Origin of the sequence: Janthinobacterium sp. HH106, from assembly GCF_001758725.1 — a bacterium.
In the GTDB taxonomy this organism is placed as follows: Bacteria; Pseudomonadota; Gammaproteobacteria; order Burkholderiales; family Burkholderiaceae_D; genus Janthinobacterium.
This window is the reverse complement of sequence record NZ_LRIC01000002.1, coordinates 596,502-615,773: the sequence shown is the minus strand read 5'-3', so window position 1 is coordinate 615,773 and position 19,272 is coordinate 596,502. Positions and strand designations below refer to the sequence as shown.

The following is a 19,272-nucleotide window of genomic DNA, read 5'->3' as shown; positions in this document are numbered from 1 at the left end:
TCAGCTGCCGGCCAGCGGCAGGGTGACGCTGAACAGGGCACCATTGCCGGGCTGGCTTTGCAGGGTGATGGCGCCGCCATGCGCGTCGACCAGCTGCTTGGTGATGAACAGGCCCAGGCCCAGGCCGCCGGTGCGGTCCTGGTGCATGACGCGCTCGAAGGCGTCGAAGATGCGCTCCTGGTCGCGCGCGTTGATGCCGATGCCATGGTCGCGCACTTCGATGACGGCGCTGTTCTGCGTGTGCGCCAGGCTGATTTCCACGGGCTGGCCCTGGCCGTAGCGCACGGCATTGCTGATCAGGTTGACAACGATTTGCTCGACGCGGAAGGCATCCCAGTAACCGTGGATGGGTTCGAAGGCTAGCACTTCCAGCACGCTGCCGGCCGCGGCGGCATACGGCGACAGGTCGTCGGCCACCCGGCGCACCAGGCTGGTCAGGTCGACCGATTCGCGGCGGATCGACAGCTTGCCGCTGGTAATGCGCGACACGTCGAGCATGTCGTCGATTAGGCGCACCATGCTGCGGATTTGCCGCCCGTCGCGCGCCACCATCTTGCCCAGCTTTTCAGGCTCGAAGGCGGCCAGATTGCCCCGCTCGAGGTTCACGGTGCGCATCTGCGTCTCGAGGAACAGCGTGTTCAGGGGCGTGCGCAGCTCGTGCGCCACCATGGACATGAATTCGTCGCGCAGGCGCAGCGAGCGCTGCAGCTCGGCCTGGGTGGCGCGCAATTCCTTCAATAACGCTTCCTGCTGCTGGCGGCTGTGCTCGAGCGCCTGCACCTGGCGCCGCGTCTCGCTGCGCTGCTGGTGCAGGGCAACAAAAACGTTGACCTTGCTTTGCACGGCATTGATGTCGAGCGGCTTGTGCAGGAAGTCGACGGCGCCGCTTTCATAGCCCTGGAAGGCGAAATTCATTTCCTTGCCGGCCGCCGTGACGAAGACGATGGGGATATGGCGCGTCTTTTCCGTGCCGCGCATCAGTTGCGCCAGCTCAAAGCCATCCATTTCCGGCATTTGCACGTCGAGGATGGCCAGCGCGAAATCGTGTTCGAGCAGCAGGGCCAGCGCTTCTTCGCCCGACGAGGCCTGGTAGACGCTGCGGTCGCTCTCGCGGATCAGCGCATTGAGCGCGCGCAGGTTTTCCGGCAAGTCATCGACGATCAGCAGTTTGGTGCTTGTTTCATTCATCATGTTTCAATCCTGGCATGTGCCGCCCAGCGTAATGGGAAGCGGCGTGCGACGGCGCACGCTTGCGGTAGAGCTTTTCGGGACCCGGCAATGGCTCGAAGTCGGCGGCAAAGCGCGTGAAATGCGTGCTTTCCTTGCTGCCCAGGCCCAGGAAACCCCGGTGGCACAGCGAGTCGTGGAACAGACCCAGGGCCCGCTCCTGCAAGGTTTTGTTGAAGTAAATCAGCACGTTACGGCACAAAATCAATTGCGTTTCGATAAAAACGCTGTCCGTGGACAAGCTGTGGTCGGCAAAGTTGATACTGTCGAGCAGACGCTGCTGGAAACGCGCGGTGGCGTGCTCGACCGTGTAGTAGTCGGCCAGCCGGCCCAGGCCGCCCGCTGCCAGGTAGTTGGCGCCATACTCCTCGAGCCGGTGCAGCGGATACACGCCGCGCGCGGCCGTGGCCAGCGCTTGCGGATTGATGTCGGTGGCGTAGATCGTGCTGCGCTCAAGCAATCCTTCCTCGTGCAGCACGATGGCCAGCGACAGCGCCTCTTCGCCCGTGCAGCAGCCGGCCACCCAGATGGTCGGCGACGGGTAGGTTTTCAGCACGGGCACCACGTGTTCGCGCAGGGCGAGGAAAAACGCCGGGTCGCGGAACATTTGCGTGACGGGCACGGTCAAAATCTGCAGCAGCTTGCCAAAGCTGGCTGCGTCATCCAGCACCAGTTGCTGCAAGGCAGGCAAATCGGCGCAATGGAAGCGCTCGAGCGCCTGGTTCAGGCGCCGGCGCTGCGAGGGTAAAGAGTAGTCGCGAAAATCATAGCTGTAGCGCTGATAGATCGCGTCCATCAGCGCGTGCAACTGCGTGTCCGTGGTGCGTTGGGACATCAGTATCGCTCCATCACATGCGTTCCATCTTCGGCATCCACACGCGCAGCAGCGAATACAGGCGGTCCAGGTCGATCGGCTTGGCCAGGTAATCGGATGCGCCCGCCTGCAGGCATTCTTCCTGGTCATTCTTCATGGCCTTGGCCGTAATGGCGATGATGGGCAGCTTGTTGTAGCGGCCATCGGCGCGAATGAGACGCGTCGCTTCCAGTCCATCCATGCCCGGCATCATGACGTCCATCAACACCAGGTCGATATCGTCCACGCTGTTGAGCTTGCTGATGGCTTCGAAGCCGTTGCGGCCGATTTCCACCACCACGCCTTTCTGTTCCAGCGCATTCGTCAGGGCAAAGATGTTGCGCACGTCGTCGTCCACCAGCAAAATCTTGCGTCCTTCAAACACGCGCTCGCGGCTGCGCACCTGTTGCAGCATGCCCTGGCGCTCGCTCGACAGTTCCGACTCCACCTTGTGCAGGAAGAGGGTCACTTCGTCGAGCAGGCGCTCGGGCGAACGGGCGCCCTTGATGATGATCGAGCGCGAATATTTCATTAAATCCGCTTCTTCCTCGCGGCTCAGGTTGCGGCCCGTGTAGACGATGACGGGCGGGAACGAGCACAGCTCTTCATGTTCCATGCGTTCGAGCAATTCGTTGCCCTGGATGTCGGGCAGCTTCAAGTCGATGATCATGCAGTCGAAAATCTGTGTCTTCAGCAGTTCCAGTGCCTGTTCGCCCAGCGCCACGGCCGTGATTTCCACGTCGTTGTCGCTGATCAGGTGGACCACGCTTTCGCGCTGGCGTTCGTCATCCTCGACCAGCAGGATGCGCTTCATCTGCTGCGTGAATTTCGATTCGAGCTTGCGGAACACTTCCTTCAATTGTTCGCGCGTGCGCGGCTTGGTGGCGTAGCCGATGGCGCCCAGCTGCATGGCTTCCTGGATCTGGTCGTTGCCGGAGACGATGTGCACGGGAATGTGGCGCGTCAGCGGGTTTTCCTTCAATTGCTGCAAGACCAGCAAGCCAGGGCGGTCCGGCAAGCCCATGTCGAGCAGGATGGCGTCGGGCAGGAATTCTTCCGCCAGGCGCAAGCCTTCGTCTGCGCCGTGCGCCACCAGGCAGCGGTATTGCATTTCATGCGCGAGGTCGAACAGGATGCCGGCAAACGACGGCTCATCCTCGATCACCAGCACGGAACGCTGGCCCGTCTTGGCGGGGGGCACGCTATCGCGGTCATCTTGGAACGTGGGCAGCGGCACGGGCTTGGCGGCGGGGGCCGCCTTTGGTGCAGCGGCCGCGGTTTTTGCGGGTGCTTGCGGCGCGGCGTGGGGCGCTGCCGCCGCCTCCACCGCCCGTTCCGGCATGACGGCCGGCAACACCAAGGTAAACGTGCTGCCCTGGCCCGGCGTGCTGGCCAGCTCGATGCCGCCGCCCAGCAAGGCGGCCAGGTCGCGCGAAATCGACAGGCCCAGGCCCGTGCCGCCATAGCGGCGGCTGGTGGTGCCATCTGCCTGGTGGAAGGCGTCGAAAATCTTGTGCTGCTGGTCGTCGGCGATGCCGATGCCCGAATCCTGCACCTGGAAGCGCACCTGGCCGGCCGCATCGGCGCTCACGTGCAGGGACACCGTGCCCGCATCGGTAAACTTGATGGCGTTCGACAGCAGGTTTTTCAGGATCTGCTCCAGGCGCTGGCGGTCGCTGACGAAGGACGGCGGCGTGTCCGGCGCCATCTTGACGTCAAATACCAGTTTCTTTTGTTGCGCCTGGGCGCCGAACAGCATCTTCATGCTGCTGAGCAGCTCGTCGAAAGGCACGGCGTCCGGCGTCAACTCCAGCTTGCCCGCCTCGACTTTGGAAATGTCGAGGATGTCGTTGATGAGGGTCAACAGGTCGTTGCCGGCCGAATAAATGGTTTGCGCAAACGTCACTTGTTCCGGCGTCAGGTTGCCGCTGCTGTTGTCGGACAACAGCTTCGACAGGATGAGCGAGCTGTTCAGCGGCGTGCGCAGTTCATGCGACATGTTCGCCAGGAACTCGGATTTGTAGCGGCTGGCCCGCTGCAGCTCTTCGGCGCGCGCTTCCAGCTGGGCGTGCGCCTGGACGATGGCCATGTTTTTCTGGTCCAGCGACAGCGCCTGCACGGCCAGCTGCTCGTTCGACTGCTCCAGCGCCGCCTTTTGTTCTTCCAGGTGGGCTTGCGACTGTTCCAGCACGCGCGATTGCTCGCCCAGCTCTTCATTGGCCGTGCGCAGTTCTTCCTGCTGCACTTCCAGTTCTTCATTCAATTGCTGCGTTTCTTCCAGTACATTTTGCAGGCGCTGGCGGTACAGGGCCGCTTCCAGCGACGTGCCGATATTGCTGCCAATCAGGTTCAGCCATTCCTTGGCGCGGGCGCTGACGGGATGTGTAAAGCCCAGCTCGATGACGCCGTTGACGAGGCCTTCATTGTTGACGGGCACCAACACCAGTTCCAGCGGCGCGCCGCTGCCCAGGCTCGACGTCACGGTCAGATAATTCTCGGGCACTTGCTGCACGTGCTTGAGGCGCTTTTCGCGCGCCGTCTCGCCCACCAGGCCTTCGCCCAGCTTGAACACCTGTTTTTCCTTCACGCCCTGTTCGTTGAAACCGTACACGGCAGTGCGGCGCAGGCTGCCATCCTCGTCGACCACGTACAGGGTGGCCACGGCCACTTCCAGCCGGTGGGCCAGGAAATCGAGCACGTGCCGTCCCAGCTGCGGCAAGCCCAGCTGGCCGCTCGTGTGGGCGGCCAGTTCCGTCTGTCCCGTGCGCAGCCACGCTTGCTCCTGCAGCACGTCGTTGTCCTTGCCGCGCTGCTCGAGCGCATCGTTATAGATATCGGACAGGCGCAGCAGTTCGCGCCGTCCCAGGTAGGCGAGCAAGCCGGACATGCCCAGGCTGAGGATCAGGAACACCACCACGGCCAGCATGGTGCGGCCCTCGGCCGAGTCTGCCCGCTCCTGGCGCAGCCGCTGCTCCATGGACAGGAAGGTGAGAAATTCGCGGCGGATTTCGTCGAATTCCAGCTTGCCTTCGCCCTGGCGCACGCGCGCGAGGAATTCCTGGTTGTTGCGGCGCTGGGCGATCACGGCTTCCGCGTACTCCATCCACTGGCCTTGCAGCGCGCGGATGCGGCGCAGCCGGTCCACCTGGATGGAATTGTCGGACACCAGCTCAAGCAGCGTGCTCATCTCTACCGCGATCTTTGCCTTGCCCGATTTATACGGCGCCAAAAACGTTTCATCGCCCGTCAGCAGGTAGCCGCGCATGCCTGTTTCCAGGTCGACGGACAGCTTCATGACCTCGTTGGCGTTGCCGATCACCCGTTCGGAATGCTCGACCGAGCGCAGGGCCGAGAGCAGGTAGGCGATCAAGCCGACAAAGACGAGGGCCGTGACGATCCCGATAAGCAGCGGCAAGGTAACGTTGCGGGCGAGGATGCGGCGAAAGCTGAAGGAGTCGATCGGGGTCTTGGTATTCATCATGTCCGTGTAAGGCTGTCGCGAAAAAGTCAATTTTAATTGAAATGCAAGGTTTCTGGTGGTCAAGCATAGCGTGCGCTAGCATAACAGTCTTGCGCTAAATTGCCGACGCGTAAGGCGGTGCAAAGCGCGCCAGCGCACAGATGATCGTCGGGGAAAAATCAAGCTGGCCGCGATTGAGGCAGATCAAAGAGACAAGCGGTTTGCATCCTAAGATGCAGGAGGTGGCGGCGTCCCTGCGACGACCGCCGTGTGCAAACCATCCCATGCAGGAGGACATCATGGCTAATCAATTGATGCGTCGCGATCCGCAAAACCCGCTGGCACGTTTCGACCCGTTCAGCGACATGGAAGATTTCATGCATGACTTTTTCGCGCCCGCCTTGCGCTTGCGCGATGCGGGTTCGTCACGCATGCGCGTCGACATTTCCGAAACCGAGCAAGCCTATCAGGTGCAGGCAGACATTCCGGGCGTCAACAAGGACGATATCAAGGTCTCCATCGACGGGAGCCGCGTCTCCATCAGTGCCGAACTCAAAGATGAAAGAGTGACGCGCGACGGCGGCGGCAAGACCGTGCGCAGCGAACGCGAGTATGGCCAGCAATACCGCAGCTTCGTGCTGCCGCACGAGGTGGACGAGGCCGGCGCCCAAGCGCGCTATGAAAATGGCGTGCTGCTGCTGGACTTGCCGAAGAAAGAGGGCACGGGCGGGCGGCAGCTGGCGATACAGTAAGCCTGGCCAAGGAGCGGGCATGAAAAAACGCCGGACGGTGCCGGCGTTTCTTGGGTATTGTCGGGTGGCAGCACGCTGCCACCCGATTTGCCTCTATATATATATCAGTCGCGGATTTCCAGCGCCCGGTTCAGGCTCAGCGCGGCCAGCGAGGCGACGGCGCCCGACAGCAGGTAGAAGCTGACATAGGCGAGGCCGAAGTTGGCCGACAGGCCCAGCGCCACCAGCGGGGCGAAGCCGGCGCCGACCAGCCAGGCCAGGTCGGACGTCAGGGCCGCGCCCGTATAGCGGAAGCGGGCAGGGAAGTTGGCCGTCACGGCGCCGGCAGCCTGGCCGTAGGACAGTCCCAGCAGGCTGAAGCCCACGAGGATGAACACATTCTGGCCGGTATTGCCGCCGCCCATCAGGGTCGGCACGAAGGCGCTGAAGATGGCGATCAGCACGGCCAGCACGCCCAGGGTGGTGCGGCGGCCCACTTTATCGGCCAGCAAGCCGGAAATCACCACGCCGATGGCGGCCAGCACGGCGCCGAGCATCTGGATTTGCAGGAAGTCCGGCGCCGAACGCGTCTGGTAGACGGAAATCCACGACAGCGGGAACACGGTGACCAGGTGGAACAGGGCGTAGCTGGCCAGCGCGGCGAGGGCGCCGATCAGCACGTTGCGGCCCTGGCCGCGGCTCATTTCAAACACGCTCACGGGCTGCAGTTCGCGTTCGTCGAGCAGGCGCGCATATTCATTCGTCGACACCAGGCGCAAACGGGCAAACAGGGCCACGACGTTGATGGCGAAGGCGACATAGAACGGATAGCGCCAGCCCCAGTCGAGGAAGTCTTCATCCGTCAGGCTGGTCAGCATGAACCAGAACAGGCCGGCGGCGATCAGGAAGCCGGCGGGCGCGCCCAGCTGGCCCAGCATGGCGTACCAGCCGCGCTTGTTTTCAGGCGCGTTCAGGGCCAGCAGCGATGGCAAGCCATCCCAGGAACCGCCCAGAGCGACGCCCTGGCCGATGCGCAGCACGGACAGCCAGATGATGGCGGCAAAGCCCAAGTGGGAGTAGGTCGGCAGGAAGGCGATGCCGGCCGTCGACACGCCCAGGAGGAAGAGGGCGAACGTCAGCTTGGCGCTGCGTCCCATGCGGCGCTGGATTTCCATGAAGATCACGGTGCCGAACGGACGGGCGATGAAGGCGAATGAGAAAATCAGGAACGCATATAACGTCCCTTCCAGGCGTTCTTCGAACGGGAAGAAGACGCGCGGAAACACCAGCACCGAGGCGATGGCGTAAACAAAGAAGTCAAAGTATTCGGAAGCGCGGCCGATGATCACGCCGACGGCGATCTCACCGGGGTCGATATGCGATTCGACCGTGCCGGCCCCGCGTGCGTCGCGCAGGGAGTGGGGGGAAAAGTCGGCGGGTACATCGCCGCTGTGTGTGCGCGTGCTGGACATGATGATCGTCTCCAATATCGTTTCGAGTTCGGCCAACGCGTAACTTACCCCGGGTGTCTCACGCCCGGAGCAGGACTATTCATTAGATAGTTGTAGGAGAAGTCCTCGTCTACCAAGTGAAAGTCCGAGCAAGGGGTAGGACAAAACGTCCAATTGCCAGTGCGCTCCAGTGAGAATACAGTACCATATCTTCATCCCCTGTACTGGACTTTCCTGTATGTTTTCATTAAAAGTTCGTCGCGGACTGCTTCTTTTACCTCTCGCATTGTTGGCTGGTTGCAATACGGTGGTACTGAATCCGTCTGGCGACATCGCAGTTCAGCAAGGCAATCTGATTGTCATCTCGACATTGCTGATGCTGTTGATTATCGTTCCGGTAATCGCCCTGACCCTGCTGTTCGCATGGCGCTATAGAAAAAACAACACCGCGGCCAAATACGAGCCGGACTGGGACCACTCGACTCGCCTCGAGCTGATTATCTGGGGCGCGCCCCTGCTGATCATCATCGTGCTGGGCCTGCTGACCTGGATCAGCACCCACACCCTCGATCCATACCGCCCATTGAGCCGTATCGACGCCAACCGTCCCATTCCCGCCAGCCACAAGCCGATGATCGTCGAAGTCGTGGCCATGGACTGGAAATGGCTGTTCATCTACCCGGAGCAAGGCATCGCTTCCGTGAATGAACTGTACGCGCCCGTCGATCGTCCGATCCGCTTCAAGATCACCGCGTCGTCCGTCATGAACTCGTTCTTCATCCCCGCGCTGGCAGGTCAGATCTACGCCATGCCGGGCATGGAAACGCAGTTGAATGCCGTCATCAACAAGCCGGGTGTCTATAAAGGCTTCTCCGCGAACTACAGCGGTGCCGGTTTCTCGGGCATGCGCTTCAAGTTCCACGGCGTCAATGATGCGGACTTCGACAAATGGGTGGAATCGGCACGTGCCGGTGGCGGCGCGCTGAACCGCGACGACTACCTGTCGCTGGCCCAGCCTAGCGAACGCGACCCGGTACGCCGCTACAGCGCCGTGCCTAACGATCTGTACAAGGCAATACTGAACCGCACCATCGTTTCCGACGCCCTGTGCGTGACGCCGGTCGAGCCATACAAATTGACGATGGCAAAAAGCCCGGTAGCGGCCGTAACGGCAGTAGTCGCTAGCGATGCAGTCGTGGAAAAGGGCGTTCAAGCCAAGTAACCACTGCATGAATCCCGCAGCGCATCGTAGTGGCGCTGCAGATACTGGCGCCGCTTGCCTGGCGCCTCCCTTTTTTCTCTGAGAGTAACAATGCTAGACCATATTGATCTGACGAAGCTTATATTCGGCCGTCTGACTTGGGATGCAATTCCATTTCACGAACCTATCCTGCTGGCGACCTTTGCAATGGTCGCCCTGGGCGGTATCGCACTCGTTGCGGCACTGACGTATTTCCGCGTCTGGGGTACCCTGTGGCGCGACTGGATCACCAGTATCGACCATAAAAAAATCGGTATCATGTACATGATCCTGGGCCTGGTCATGCTGCTGCGCGGCTTTGCCGACGCGCTGATGATGCGTACCCAGCAGGCGATCGCCTTTGGCGACAATGCCGGCTTCCTGCCGCCGCATCACTACGACCAGATCTTCACCGCCCACGGCGTGATCATGATCTTCTTCGTCGCGATGCCTTTCGTGACGGGTCTGATGAACTACGTGGTGCCGCTGCAGATCGGCGCGCGCGACGTGGCTTTCCCATTCCTCAACAACTTCAGCTTCTGGATGACCACCATGGGCGCCGCCCTGGTCATGGCTTCGCTGTTCGTCGGCGAATTCGCCCGCACGGGCTGGCTGGCGTATCCGCCGCTGTCGGGCATCGTCGGCAGTCCGGACGTGGGGGTAGACTATTACATCTGGTCCTTGCAGATTGCCGGGGTCGGGACGCTATTGTCCGGTGTCAACCTGATCGCCACCATCGTCAAGATGCGCGCGCCTGGCATGACCTGGATGAAAATGCCCGTCTTCACCTGGACCGCACTGTGCACCAACATCCTGATCGTCGCCGCCTTCCCGGTGCTGACGGCCGTATTGGCCATGCTGTCGCTGGACCGCGTTGCCGGCTTTAACTTCTTCACGACGGAACTGGGCGGCAACGCCATGATGTACGTCAACCTGATCTGGATCTGGGGTCACCCGGAAGTCTACATCCTGATCCTGCCGCTGTTCGGCGTGTTCTCGGAAGTGGTCGCCACGTTCAGCAGCAAGCGCCTGTTCGGCTACGCCTCGATGGTGTACGCCACCTGCGTCATCATGATCCTGTCGTACCTGGTATGGCTGCATCACTTCTTCACCATGGGTTCGGGCGCCAGCGTCAACTCCTTCTTCGGCATCACGACGATGATCATTTCGATCCCGACGGGCGCGAAGATCTTCAACTGGCTGTTTACCATGTACCGCGGCCGTATCCGCTTCGAACTGCCTATGCTGTGGACGATCGGCTTCATGGTCACCTTCACCATCGGCGGCATGACCGGCGTGCTGCTGGCCGTACCTCCAGCGGACTTCGTGCTGCATAACAGCCTGTTCCTGATCGCCCACTTCCATAATGTGATTATCGGCGGCGTGGTGTTCGGTGTATTTGCTGCGATCAACTACTGGTACCCGAAAGCCTTCGGCTACAAGCTCGACGCGTTCTGGGGCAAGTGCTCGTTCTGGTTCTGGTTCGTCGGCTTCTACCTGGCCTTCATGCCGCTGTACGTGCTGGGCCTGATGGGCGTGACCCGTCGTGTCAACCACTTTGAAGATCCATCCTTGCAAATCTGGACCATCATCGCCTGGTTTGGCGCCGTCTCGATCGCGCTGGGCATCGGTTCCCTGCTGATGCAGTTCTATGTGAGTTTCCGCAACCGTCACGCCCTGCGCGACGTCACCGGCGACCCATGGGGCGGCCGTACGCTGGAATGGTCGACGTCGTCGCCACCGCCAGACTATAATTTCGCCTTCACGCCACAAGTGCACGAACTCGATGCATGGACTGACATGAAGAAACACGGTTACCAGCGTCCGACGTCCGGTTTCACGAAGATCCACATGCCGAAGAACACCTGGGCTGGTTTCGTGATCGCCGCACTGTCCGCACTGGTCGGTTTTGGCCTGATCTGGCAAATGTGGCTCGTCGCCAGCGTTGGCTTCGTGGTCATGATGATTACGATCATCGTCCATACCTTTAACTACAAGCGCGATTACTACATTCCTGCGGAAGAAGTGGTCCGTACCGAAGACGCTTATACTAAATTGCTGAGCAGCCATGTCTGATACCATCGCCCATAACACCGGCGCCGCTGGCGCCGCACCAAGCACGCGCAGCTACTTTGTGCGCGAGCATCATCCGGAAAACGGCAGCTTGCTCGGTTTCTGGCTCTACCTGATGAGCGATTGCCTGATCTTCGCCTGTCTGTTCGCCACGTACGCCGTGGTCGGCCGCAGCTATGCGGACGGCCCGACGGGCGCCGCGCTGTTCGACCTGCCGCTGGTGGCCGTCAACACGGCCATGCTGCTGCTGTCGTCGATCACCTACGGCTTCGCCATGCTGGCCATGCAGCGCAAGCAATTGCGCAGCACCCTGGTCTGGCTGGGCATCACGGGCCTGTTCGGCCTGGCCTTCCTGTCGCTGGAAATGTATGAATTCATTCATCTGATCCACGAAGGCGCCGGTCCGCAGCGCAGCGCGTTCCTGTCGTCGTTCTTTGCCCTGGTCGGTACCCACGGCTTGCACGTGACGTTCGGCGTGATCTGGCTCGTGACCTTGATGTTCCAGTTGAACAAGCATGGCCTGACCCCGGAAAACGGCCGCCGCATGATGTGCCTGTCGCTGTTCTGGCACTTCCTGGACGTCATCTGGATCGGCGTCTTCACCTTTGTCTACCTGATGGGAGTGCTGCCATGAGCGACCACCACACACACGGCGATAGCCACCACCATGACAACCACGATCATGGCAGCCTGAAAAGCTACGCCATCGGTTTCATCCTGTCGGTGATCCTGACGGCCATTCCGTTCTGGCTGGTGATGACGAAAGCCATCACCAACTCGGGCACCATGGGCCTGGTCCTGCTGGCATTCGCGGCCGTTCAAGTGGTGGTACACATGGTGTACTTCCTGCACATGAACACCAAGTCCGAAGGCGGCTGGAACATGATGGCGCTGATCTTCACGATCATGATCGTGGGCATCGCCATGGCCGGTTCCCTGTGGGTCATGTACCACATGAACCACAACATGATGCCGGATCTGATGCCTGAGTACATGCATACGAAAACGGCTCCATGATGAGTCAACCGCGCCCAAGCAACACCGGGCGCGCCCCTGGCGCCGCATCGCAAGATGCCGCGCCAGGCCCACGCGGCATGGCTGTGCATTATTCAAAAATTGCGTTAGCCTTGCTGGCGGGGATCTTGTTTGCCGGTTTCTGCGTCCTGGGAACCTGGCAAGTCAAGCGCCTGTTCTGGAAGCTTGACCTGATCGAGCGCGTCGAACAACGCGTACATGCGCCCGCAACGGACGCGCCTGGACCCGCAGCCTGGGCCAGCATCACGCAGCAAACGGATGAATACCGCCATGTGCGACTCTCCGGTACTTATCTCCCCCTATTCAATACCCTGGTGCAAGCAACGACGGCACTGGGCAGCGGTTACTGGCTGGTGACGCCCTTGCGCCTGGCCGACGGCAGCACCGTGCTCATCAACCGCGGCTTTGTGCCGAAACGCGCCGGCATCGGCGCCAGCACGCCGGCCGGCATCGTCGAGGTCGACGGCTTGCTGCGCATCAGCGAGACGGGCGGCGGTTTCCTGCGCGAAAACAGTCCTGCCACCCAGCACTGGTATTCGCGCGACGTGGCCGCCATCGCCGCCTCGCATATGCTCACCAACGTGGCGCCGTATTTCGTCGATGCGAAGGAAAAATCGGAAACGGCCAGTGACGCCCCCGTCGGCGGCCTGACCGTGATCTCGTTCCACAACAACCACCTCGTGTACGCCTTGACGTGGTTCGCGCTGGCCCTGATGGTGGCCGGCATCACATGGTGGATCGTGCGCGAAGACAAGCGCCGCCGCGCGCGCAAGGCGGGCAATGCCGATCGCCAGGAAAGCGACCATGCCAGGCAGGATTGAAATCCTGCCCAACCGCGAGGTACTAGAACGCGGCGCCGTGGCGGCCGAGATGGAACATCCGGCTGGCCACCAGAACATGAAGCTGCTGATCCAGCTGCGCTGGCTGGCCGTGATCGGCCAGATCAGCACGATCTTCGGCGTGGGCGTGGGACTGGGCATCGCCTTGCCCGTGCCCTACATGCTGGAAGTGCTGTCCTGCCTGATTGCCTTCAATCTGGCCAGCCTGCTGCGCTGGCACGAGCGCCAGCCCGTTTCCAACACGGCCCTGTTCCTTGCTCTGCTGGTCGACGTCACCGTGCTGACGGCCCAGCTCTACCTGAGCGGCGGCATCAGCAATCCGTTTGCCTTCCTGTATTTATTGCAAGTCATCCTCAGCGCCGTGCTGCTGGAAGTGTGGTCGACGTGGATCATGGTGGCCATTACCAGCCTGTGCCTGGCGGGCCTGGCCTTGCTGCCCGGCCCCTTGATCCTGCCGATCGACCCTGAGCGCGGCTTTTCCAGCCTGTACGTGCAGGGCCTGCTGATCTGTTTTATTTTGAACGCCGCCTTGCTGGTGGTGTTCATCACGCGCATCAACCGCAACCAGCGGGCCGGCGACGCCAAGGTGGCCGACTTGCGCCAGCGTGCGGCGGAAGAGGAGCACATCATCCGCATGGGCTTGCTGGCCTCGGGCGCCGCGCACGAGCTGGGCACGCCGCTGGCAACCCTGTCCGTCATCCTTGGCGACTGGCGCCGGATGCCGGAACTGAGCAAGAACAGCGAGATGCTGGAAGAAATCACGGAAATGCAGGCGCAATTGCAGCGCTGCAAAAGCATCGTCAGCGGCATTTTATTGTCGGCGGGCGAGGCGCGCGGGGAATCTTCCGTGAAGACGACGATCAATACCTTCCTCAACGACCTGGTCGACGAGTGGCGCACGAGCCGCCCGATCCAGGATTTCGAGTACGATAACCGCATCGAGCACGATGTGCCCGTCGTCTTCGATTCGACCTTGAAACAAACTATCTGCAATGTGCTCGACAATGCGCTGGAAGCGTCGCCCGAATGGCTGCGTTTTGAAGCGACGCGCGAAGCGGACGCCTTGCACCTGGTCGTTACCGATGCGGGCCCCGGCTTCGAGCCGTCGATGCTGACGCACCTGGGCAAACCATATCAAAGCAGCAAGGGCAAGCCCGGCGGCGGCCTCGGTCTGTTCCTGGTGGTCAATGTCGCGCGTACCCTGGGCGGCACGGTGACTGCGCGCAACCGGGTGCAGGGCGGGGCGGTGGTGCACCTGGCCTTGCCGCTGGCGGCCATCAAACTGGAAAGAGAAAGCGACCACCATGCAGGATGACCGTCTGTTACTGATCGTGGAAGACGATGCCGCGTTTGCCCGCACGCTGGGCCGCTCGTTCGAACGGCGCGGCTATCAGGTCATCCTGGCCACCAATTTCGACGAGGCGAGCGCCTTGCTGGAACAGCATTGCCCCGACTACGCCGTCGTCGATTTGAAACTCAATGGCAACACCTCGGGCCTGGCCTGCGTGCAGATGCTGCACCAGCACGACCCGGAAATGCTGATCGTCGTGCTGACGGGCTACGCCAGCATCGGCACGGCCGTCGAAGCGATCAAGCTGGGCGCCTGCCAGTACCTGGCGAAACCGTCGAACACGGACGACATCGAAGCGGCCTTCGGCCACGTGGCCGGCAACGCCGACATCGAACTGACGAACCGCGCCACCAACATCAAGACCCTGGAATGGGAACGCATCCACGAAATGCTGGCCGAGACGGATTTCAATATTTCCGAAACGGCGAGAAGACTGGGCATGCACCGGCGCACGCTGGCGCGCAAGCTGGAAAAGCAGCGGGTGAAGTAGGGGATTTCCCGGCTTGCCAGACCTCACACAAGGTGCAGCTGTTACGGCATTGCGCTTATTTCTGGCGCCTGGCGCGATACGGGAGCGAATGGATGACCAGGGCGCTGGGTATGACCGCATCCACGTTGCCAAAGATACGGGTACCGTTCTCCTCTCTGACCATCATCCCTGAATCGATGTCTCCGTCAAGATTGAGGGCGGCGCTCAGCTCAGTGTTCAGGGCGCCACCCGGGCGAAGTATCTCCGCCAGGTCGAACAGTGAGGCGCTCGTCGTCTGTATCAGGTACATCCACCCCTTTTGATCGATGCCAACCAGCGAACGGATGGCCTTGACCGCTTGTTGCGTCTTGCGAATGCCGTTGACGCCATTTTTCTCGATGACCATCGGACCTGATTGAATGGCAGACAGGCAGTCGGCTGTAGCGATGGTGCTGATTTCATCGATGGCGACGCGTCCATCGCGGTGGATACAGACAACGCCCCTGATTTTCGTGGAATCGTTGATGATTTTCGACGTGGGCTTGCCTTCCGATAAAATCAAACCGGTCGGTATCGGCTTGATGAGGGACCGCGTGTAACCACCGTTAATTGCCGCAACAGGTGTAATGAGCCGCATCACTTCGCGCAGGCTGTAGGCGACCTGCATGGAATTCTTGTCATGCGGATTGGACAAGTAACGTACGTCGACAACCGATATGTGCACCAGCGCCGGATTGACCCGGATAACATGGAAATTCACGGAATCAGCGATGTTTTTGTTCGCTGCGAGGGTGATATCGCCGATCTCTATTCCGGGAGCCACTGTTTTGTACTGCAAGGAATTGACTGCATGCGCCAACGACATTGCCATGCTCGCCAGCACCGAGATGCATAGGTAAACCAGTCGTGTCTTGAAGTGGGACATTTATTGTTGCCTTATTTTTTTGTTCCTGACGATAATTACACATGTAATGATGACATCCTTTTTCTGCACATCGGTCGGACTGATCGATAGCAAATGCAGGTTGGGCAGTCTTTTATGTTTGGAGAACTCATCAAAATTGAGTTTCCTGGCCAGCGAGATATTCAGAACGGGACGGCTCATTGGAATGGAATGGTCGCTCCCCCCGTCGTCATCGATCGGTTTCTGGTCCACCGTTGCCACATATCGGAAGTCCAGTTGTTCCGTATCGACGTAGATGGTCAGTTCGACTTCCTGTTCCGGAGTTGAATAGAAAGGGATATTGTTGTCATTGAATTTCCCCTTGGCTGGCAGAATCATCACCTTGGTATAGCCCGAGTCCACATGGTCATGCAGAAAGTCCAGGACATTGCTTTTCAGGGCACTCGATTCCTTGCTATTCGTATCGCCGCTCAATTTCAGCAATTCGTCACGTATCACCGAGGGAGGATAGATATATTTTATTAACGGCGTGAAAAAGATTTCCTTGTATCCGATCCCTGCGACTCCAAGCGCGCCAAAGAGAAATGTCAGTATTGTAATTAGTGCGCCAAAGATTTTTAACTTGCGCCTGACGTACAGCTCCATCTGGGCATTAAAATCAGCTTCCTTCTGGCTGGAATCACACTCGTTGCTGGATGCTTCCATGTGGTCGCTCCGGAGATAAATAACGATGGCAGCAAAGGAATATGATTAATCAATGTCTTGAAAGCCCATCGTACCCAAGCTTGCACTGCCGTGAATGTTAATTCTTGCAGTTGCAGTTGCTCAGATCCTGATAAATATCTAGATATGCTGCTAAATGGCCGTTATTTCCGATTCCCATGCACGGCTTGCGCCGGCGTCATCCGGCAGACCAGCACAGCACCCGCAGGTGTTGATAAGCGGTTCAGTAGATGGAGGAGTTTTCTCACCGCAGCGCGCCATATCGAACGCGGGGCCGGCCGTGCAGGATACTCAAGCACGTCAGCGGCAGGATCAGTGAAATACTTGCGAAAGCTAATTGAGGTCGAATGCCAGTTCGATCATACTGTCATTGTCCCAGTCCTGCTCTCGCAGCGGCTGCGTGAACGACTTGCCGCTGAATGGCACGGGCGCGCTTTTGCCGTTGAAGCTGATCGTCGCAGCCGTGATGCGCCACCCTTCGGCAAAGCTGTAGGTGCCTTTTTGCGACACGAAATTGCAGGGGCCGACCAGTGCGCTCTTCGCCGTGCTCATCGCAAAAGGCAAGTTGTCCTTGTCGATGGTTCAATGGACTTCGCAGGCCAGCCGCAGGTCGCCCAGGCGGCGGAGCGTGTCACTGGCCGCCGTGCTCCTGACGTAGTGTGTCCATCTGACGGGACCCGCCTTGCGGTTCACGGTCAGCTCGGCCTTGTCGTGCACGCATACCCAATCTTTCTACTCATCAATGTGAGTATGGAAAAAAACACCTGTAAAGGCAGGTTTTTAAGACGGAGTGTCAACTGGGATGAATGAAGTGCTTGAAATCGCTGTTTCCCCCAAATACGCCCAACTGTATTTATGCCCCATGCCATCAGCAAGCCGGAAGCAATGACTATTGCAGTAAACAGGGCGACGGCAAAATGATGGTGAGGAAGCCCTCTTGCCGGAGGGTAATGGCCCAGGGTGAGCAGCCGTAGCATTGCCCAGCCCGGCCAATAGAACAGTTTTTCGATGACCGTTCCTACTACGTTATAGACCAGCAGGCGAACGACCCAGACGATGGCGTCGAAAATCCAGTCATACACGCTTCATCCTCGGGGTGTGCCAACTGATTGCGCTCATGCCGGAGCTATCGACTCCATCTTTTGCACCCGGATAGCGCTGGCGGATGATGATGTGACTCAAATCTGCGCCATTCCTTAACTAGTCGGTGCGGCCGTGGAGGACGAAATCTTTTTGTACGCTTCCGCCAGCGTCTTGACGGTCGCCACGTCATTCACGCTGCGCGCTTCGATGATGGTCTCGCCCGCAGCGATGGTGACGTCGCCGTTCGCATAGCTGGCGGGAAAGCGCCGCTCGGTGATCTTGTTGGTCAGCACATTGCGCGAGTAGCGCAGCGCCACGAGCCGCTCGCCTTCCTGTTTGATGACGACATAGTTCGGGACGGTGGTGCGTTCCAGTTTCCAGGTACCGATGAAGTCTTCGACAGGGGCGGCGCCGGCATGCAGCGCGCAGCAGGCGGCGAGGGCGCCCAGGAGCAGTTTTTTCATGGTGTTGACAGTCTATGCAAGAGTGGCCTGCGGGGCAGGAAAATACATCCGTCATGCTTGAATGGCGTGGCACTTGTCCGTCGGATGGCGCCAGTCATTTAAGTATTTGGCAATATTAACAGGATCATTGCGTCGTTTGCTGCCGTCCCCACAATTTTGCTCACATCGTGTTGTATGCGCGCCCCGACAGTTCCAGCGGTGTCAGGGCCTGGGCCACTATCAGCTAGCCGGCGCTAGCCACTCCATCTTCTGCACGCGGATATGCGGATGGCTCTCCAGCGCTTCCCATTCCGGCAAAAAGACAAACCCCTGCTTCTGGTAAAACGCCGCCGCACGCGCATTCTCGGGCGCGACGTCGAGCACCAGGCGAGGATGGCCATTGTCCACGGCGCATTGTTTTACGGCCTCGACCAGGCCTTGCGCCACGGCCAGGCCCCGATATGCGGACTGTACCCACATCGCGATCAAATGGCATTCGCCATTGCCGGCCACCACTTGCGCGGCCAGGCCGATGGCTTGTTCTCCGTCAAAGGCGAGGAAAAACGTGCGCTGCGGCGTGCTGATGGCGCGCTGCTGCCAGTCGGCATCGGAAAAAGCGGCCGCGCTGGCGTGGCTGGCGCCAAAGGCTGTGGGGGCGTCGAGCAGCGCGGCCAGGCGCGTGGCTTTCAGCGCCGGCCAGTCGCTGGCGGTGGTGGGGCGTATCAGCAGGCTCAATTGAAGACGATCGCCGTCTTGTGTTCGATGCTGAGCCTGCAAGCTTCATACGCGGCCAGCCAGGCGATCAGTTCGCGCTCGAGACCGTCTTCGTCGTCGATGCGTGCATTGATGCGGGCCGCTTCTTCATCGCTCAGCTCGTCGCCGAGCAGGAAAATGCCCAGCGCGGGCGCGACCGTGACCAGTTCGGCGCGCAGGCTGTACGAGGAACCGAGCATGCCGCCCAGCAGCGGATGTTCATCATCGGCAAAAATGACGTCGTCGAAGACGAGGGGGAAATAAAAGCCCTCGCAATCGGAATGGCAGAGCAGGTGGCTGTCCAGGTCATCCTGCGCTGCTTCCAGCACCGGATCTTCGCTTGGATCCTCGCCTTCGGCCAGCGGCGTGGCCCGCCATTGCCCATCCTGGACCGCATGCGCATACGCGCGGCGCAAATAATGCAGGTAGCTGTATGGAAAGGAATCAAGCGCTGCGCGCGACTGCAGTTGCGGCAAGACCAGCGGTTCGCCATGCTGCGGCAAGCCCGCTTTTTTCAGCAGGGCGTTCGCTTGCGCCAGGGAATCGGCCAACCATTGCGCGCCTTCCGGGTCTTCTTCGTGCAGGTCGGCCAGAGCGCCGACTGCTATTGCCAATCCCATGCATGGACTCCTTTATT

At 60.1% G+C, this 19,272-nt stretch carries 19 protein-coding genes; 8 read left to right on the top strand and 11 right to left on the bottom strand.

Annotated features, from left to right (window positions below):
• From JAB8_RS03360 to JAB8_RS03350, 3 genes are read right to left on the bottom strand one after another with little or no spacing between them, the layout of a single operon-like run.
• Positions 1-1,191 carry a hybrid sensor histidine kinase/response regulator gene (locus JAB8_RS03360; protein WP_070218328.1) on the bottom strand — a complete coding sequence of 397 codons (1,191 nt, stop codon included), beginning with the start codon at positions 1,189-1,191 and terminating at the stop codon, positions 1-3.
• Positions 1,181-2,062, bottom strand: coding sequence for a CheR family methyltransferase (locus JAB8_RS03355; RefSeq protein ID WP_070288467.1), 882 nt, complete (start codon positions 2,060-2,062; stop codon positions 1,181-1,183). The genes JAB8_RS03360 and JAB8_RS03355 overlap by 11 nt, the downstream gene beginning before the upstream one ends.
• A 13-nt stretch (positions 2,063-2,075) precedes the next feature.
• Positions 2,076-5,558 carry a response regulator gene (locus tag JAB8_RS03350; RefSeq protein ID WP_070288562.1) on the bottom strand — a complete coding sequence of 1,161 codons (3,483 nt, stop codon included), beginning with the start codon at positions 5,556-5,558 and terminating at the stop codon, positions 2,076-2,078.
• A gap of 281 nt (positions 5,559-5,839) precedes the next feature.
• Between JAB8_RS03350 and JAB8_RS03345 the strand changes: the two genes are divergently transcribed.
• On the top strand, positions 5,840-6,292 hold the full coding sequence (locus tag JAB8_RS03345) for an Hsp20/alpha crystallin family protein (RefSeq protein WP_070218889.1): 453 nt from the start codon (positions 5,840-5,842) through the stop codon (positions 6,290-6,292).
• A 104-nt stretch (positions 6,293-6,396) separates the two neighbouring features.
• On the opposite strand, the gene JAB8_RS03340 is transcribed toward JAB8_RS03345, so the two are convergent.
• Complete coding sequence (locus tag JAB8_RS03340) at positions 6,397-7,743, bottom strand: MFS transporter (protein ID WP_070288561.1); 1,347 nt, start codon at positions 7,741-7,743, stop codon at positions 6,397-6,399.
• Positions 7,744-7,960: 217 nt separating this feature from the next.
• Here JAB8_RS03340 and cyoA point away from each other — a divergent pair, with 217 nt between their 5' ends.
• The 7 genes from cyoA to JAB8_RS03305 all read left to right on the top strand — a co-directional run bounded on the left by cyoA (position 7,961) and on the right by JAB8_RS03305 (position 14,750).
• Positions 7,961-8,944, top strand: coding sequence for a ubiquinol oxidase subunit II (gene cyoA / locus JAB8_RS03335; protein WP_175444764.1), 984 nt, complete (start codon positions 7,961-7,963; stop codon positions 8,942-8,944).
• A 90-nt stretch (positions 8,945-9,034) separates the two neighbouring features.
• On the top strand, positions 9,035-11,038 hold the full coding sequence (gene cyoB / locus JAB8_RS03330; protein WP_070288466.1) for a cytochrome o ubiquinol oxidase subunit I: 2,004 nt from the start codon (positions 9,035-9,037) through the stop codon (positions 11,036-11,038).
• On the top strand, positions 11,031-11,669 hold the full coding sequence (cyoC, locus tag JAB8_RS03325) for a cytochrome o ubiquinol oxidase subunit III (protein ID WP_034788486.1): 639 nt from the start codon (positions 11,031-11,033) through the stop codon (positions 11,667-11,669). Before cyoB ends, cyoC begins: the two co-directional genes overlap by 8 nt.
• Complete coding sequence (cyoD, locus tag JAB8_RS03320) at positions 11,666-12,052, top strand: cytochrome o ubiquinol oxidase subunit IV (RefSeq protein WP_034788483.1); 387 nt, start codon at positions 11,666-11,668, stop codon at positions 12,050-12,052. The genes cyoC and cyoD overlap by 4 nt, the downstream gene beginning before the upstream one ends.
• A gap of 77 nt (positions 12,053-12,129) precedes the next feature.
• A complete protein-coding gene (locus JAB8_RS03315; protein ID WP_254679431.1) occupies positions 12,130-12,891 on the top strand; it encodes an SURF1 family protein in 762 nt (253 codons plus the stop codon).
• A complete protein-coding gene (locus tag JAB8_RS03310; RefSeq protein ID WP_139142923.1) occupies positions 12,875-14,224 on the top strand; it encodes an ATP-binding protein in 1,350 nt (449 codons plus the stop codon). Before JAB8_RS03315 ends, JAB8_RS03310 begins: the two co-directional genes overlap by 17 nt.
• The gene (locus tag JAB8_RS03305) at positions 14,214-14,750 is read left to right on the top strand and encodes a response regulator transcription factor (protein WP_034788474.1); all 537 of its coding nucleotides are present in this window, start codon (positions 14,214-14,216) and stop codon (positions 14,748-14,750) included. The genes JAB8_RS03310 and JAB8_RS03305 overlap by 11 nt, the downstream gene beginning before the upstream one ends.
• Positions 14,751-14,805: 55 nt before the next feature.
• Here the strand turns inward: JAB8_RS03305 and JAB8_RS03300 are convergent, their stop codons facing one another.
• The 7 genes from JAB8_RS03300 to JAB8_RS03275 all read right to left on the bottom strand — a co-directional run bounded on the left by JAB8_RS03300 (position 14,806) and on the right by JAB8_RS03275 (position 19,255).
• On the bottom strand, positions 14,806-15,654 hold the full coding sequence (locus JAB8_RS03300) for a phosphodiester glycosidase family protein (RefSeq protein WP_070288463.1): 849 nt from the start codon (positions 15,652-15,654) through the stop codon (positions 14,806-14,808).
• Positions 15,655-16,338 carry a hypothetical protein gene (locus tag JAB8_RS03295; RefSeq protein WP_070288462.1) on the bottom strand — a complete coding sequence of 228 codons (684 nt, stop codon included), beginning with the start codon at positions 16,336-16,338 and terminating at the stop codon, positions 15,655-15,657.
• A 351-nt stretch (positions 16,339-16,689) separates the two neighbouring features.
• Positions 16,690-16,908 carry a hypothetical protein gene (locus JAB8_RS03290; RefSeq protein ID WP_070288461.1) on the bottom strand — a complete coding sequence of 73 codons (219 nt, stop codon included), beginning with the start codon at positions 16,906-16,908 and terminating at the stop codon, positions 16,690-16,692.
• Between the two features lie 143 nt (positions 16,909-17,051).
• Entirely contained in the window at positions 17,052-17,438 is a 387-nt protein-coding gene (locus JAB8_RS27990; protein WP_071654374.1) for a hypothetical protein, read from the bottom strand.
• 114 nt (positions 17,439-17,552) lie between these two features.
• On the bottom strand, positions 17,553-17,903 hold the full coding sequence (locus JAB8_RS03285; RefSeq protein ID WP_070288460.1) for a hypothetical protein: 351 nt from the start codon (positions 17,901-17,903) through the stop codon (positions 17,553-17,555).
• A 219-nt stretch (positions 17,904-18,122) separates the two neighbouring features.
• Positions 18,123-18,617, bottom strand: coding sequence for a GNAT family N-acetyltransferase (locus JAB8_RS03280; protein ID WP_217494183.1), 495 nt, complete (start codon positions 18,615-18,617; stop codon positions 18,123-18,125).
• Positions 18,614-19,255: a hypothetical protein gene (locus JAB8_RS03275; protein ID WP_070288459.1), complete on the bottom strand. Its 642-nt coding sequence runs from the start codon at positions 19,253-19,255 to the stop codon at positions 18,614-18,616. Before JAB8_RS03275 ends, JAB8_RS03280 begins: the two co-directional genes overlap by 4 nt.
• Positions 19,256-19,272: the final 17 nt, after the last annotated feature.

What these genes read in the sequence shown, in the direction of transcription:
- cyoD (WP_034788483.1), top strand. Translation starts at nt 11,666, where the DNA reads ATGAGCGACCACCACACACACGGCGATAGCCACCACCATGACAACCAC.
- JAB8_RS03345 (WP_070218889.1), top strand. Translation starts at nt 5,840, where the DNA reads ATGGCTAATCAATTGATGCGTCGCGATCCGCAAAACCCGCTGGCACGT.
- cyoC (WP_034788486.1), top strand. Translation starts at nt 11,031, where the DNA reads ATGTCTGATACCATCGCCCATAACACCGGCGCCGCTGGCGCCGCACCA.
- JAB8_RS03295 (WP_070288462.1), bottom strand. Translation starts at nt 16,338, where the DNA reads ATGGAAGCATCCAGCAACGAGTGTGATTCCAGCCAGAAGGAAGCTGAT.
- JAB8_RS03350 (WP_070288562.1), bottom strand. Translation starts at nt 5,558, where the DNA reads ATGAATACCAAGACCCCGATCGACTCCTTCAGCTTTCGCCGCATCCTC.
- JAB8_RS03355 (WP_070288467.1), bottom strand. Translation starts at nt 2,062, where the DNA reads ATGTCCCAACGCACCACGGACACGCAGTTGCACGCGCTGATGGACGCG.
- JAB8_RS03310 (WP_139142923.1), top strand. Translation starts at nt 12,875, where the DNA reads ATGCCAGGCAGGATTGAAATCCTGCCCAACCGCGAGGTACTAGAACGC.
- cyoA (WP_175444764.1), top strand. Translation starts at nt 7,961, where the DNA reads ATGTTTTCATTAAAAGTTCGTCGCGGACTGCTTCTTTTACCTCTCGCA.
- JAB8_RS03305 (WP_034788474.1), top strand. Translation starts at nt 14,214, where the DNA reads ATGCAGGATGACCGTCTGTTACTGATCGTGGAAGACGATGCCGCGTTT.
- cyoB (WP_070288466.1), top strand. Translation starts at nt 9,035, where the DNA reads ATGCTAGACCATATTGATCTGACGAAGCTTATATTCGGCCGTCTGACT.
- JAB8_RS03340 (WP_070288561.1), bottom strand. Translation starts at nt 7,743, where the DNA reads ATGTCCAGCACGCGCACACACAGCGGCGATGTACCCGCCGACTTTTCC.
- JAB8_RS03290 (WP_070288461.1), bottom strand. Translation starts at nt 16,908, where the DNA reads ATGAGCACGGCGAAGAGCGCACTGGTCGGCCCCTGCAATTTCGTGTCG.
- JAB8_RS03360 (WP_070218328.1), bottom strand. Translation starts at nt 1,191, where the DNA reads ATGATGAATGAAACAAGCACCAAACTGCTGATCGTCGATGACTTGCCG.
- JAB8_RS03315 (WP_254679431.1), top strand. Translation starts at nt 12,130, where the DNA reads ATGGCTGTGCATTATTCAAAAATTGCGTTAGCCTTGCTGGCGGGGATC.
- JAB8_RS03300 (WP_070288463.1), bottom strand. Translation starts at nt 15,654, where the DNA reads ATGTCCCACTTCAAGACACGACTGGTTTACCTATGCATCTCGGTGCTG.
- JAB8_RS03275 (WP_070288459.1), bottom strand. Translation starts at nt 19,255, where the DNA reads ATGGGATTGGCAATAGCAGTCGGCGCTCTGGCCGACCTGCACGAAGAA.
- JAB8_RS03285 (WP_070288460.1), bottom strand. Translation starts at nt 17,903, where the DNA reads ATGAAAAAACTGCTCCTGGGCGCCCTCGCCGCCTGCTGCGCGCTGCAT.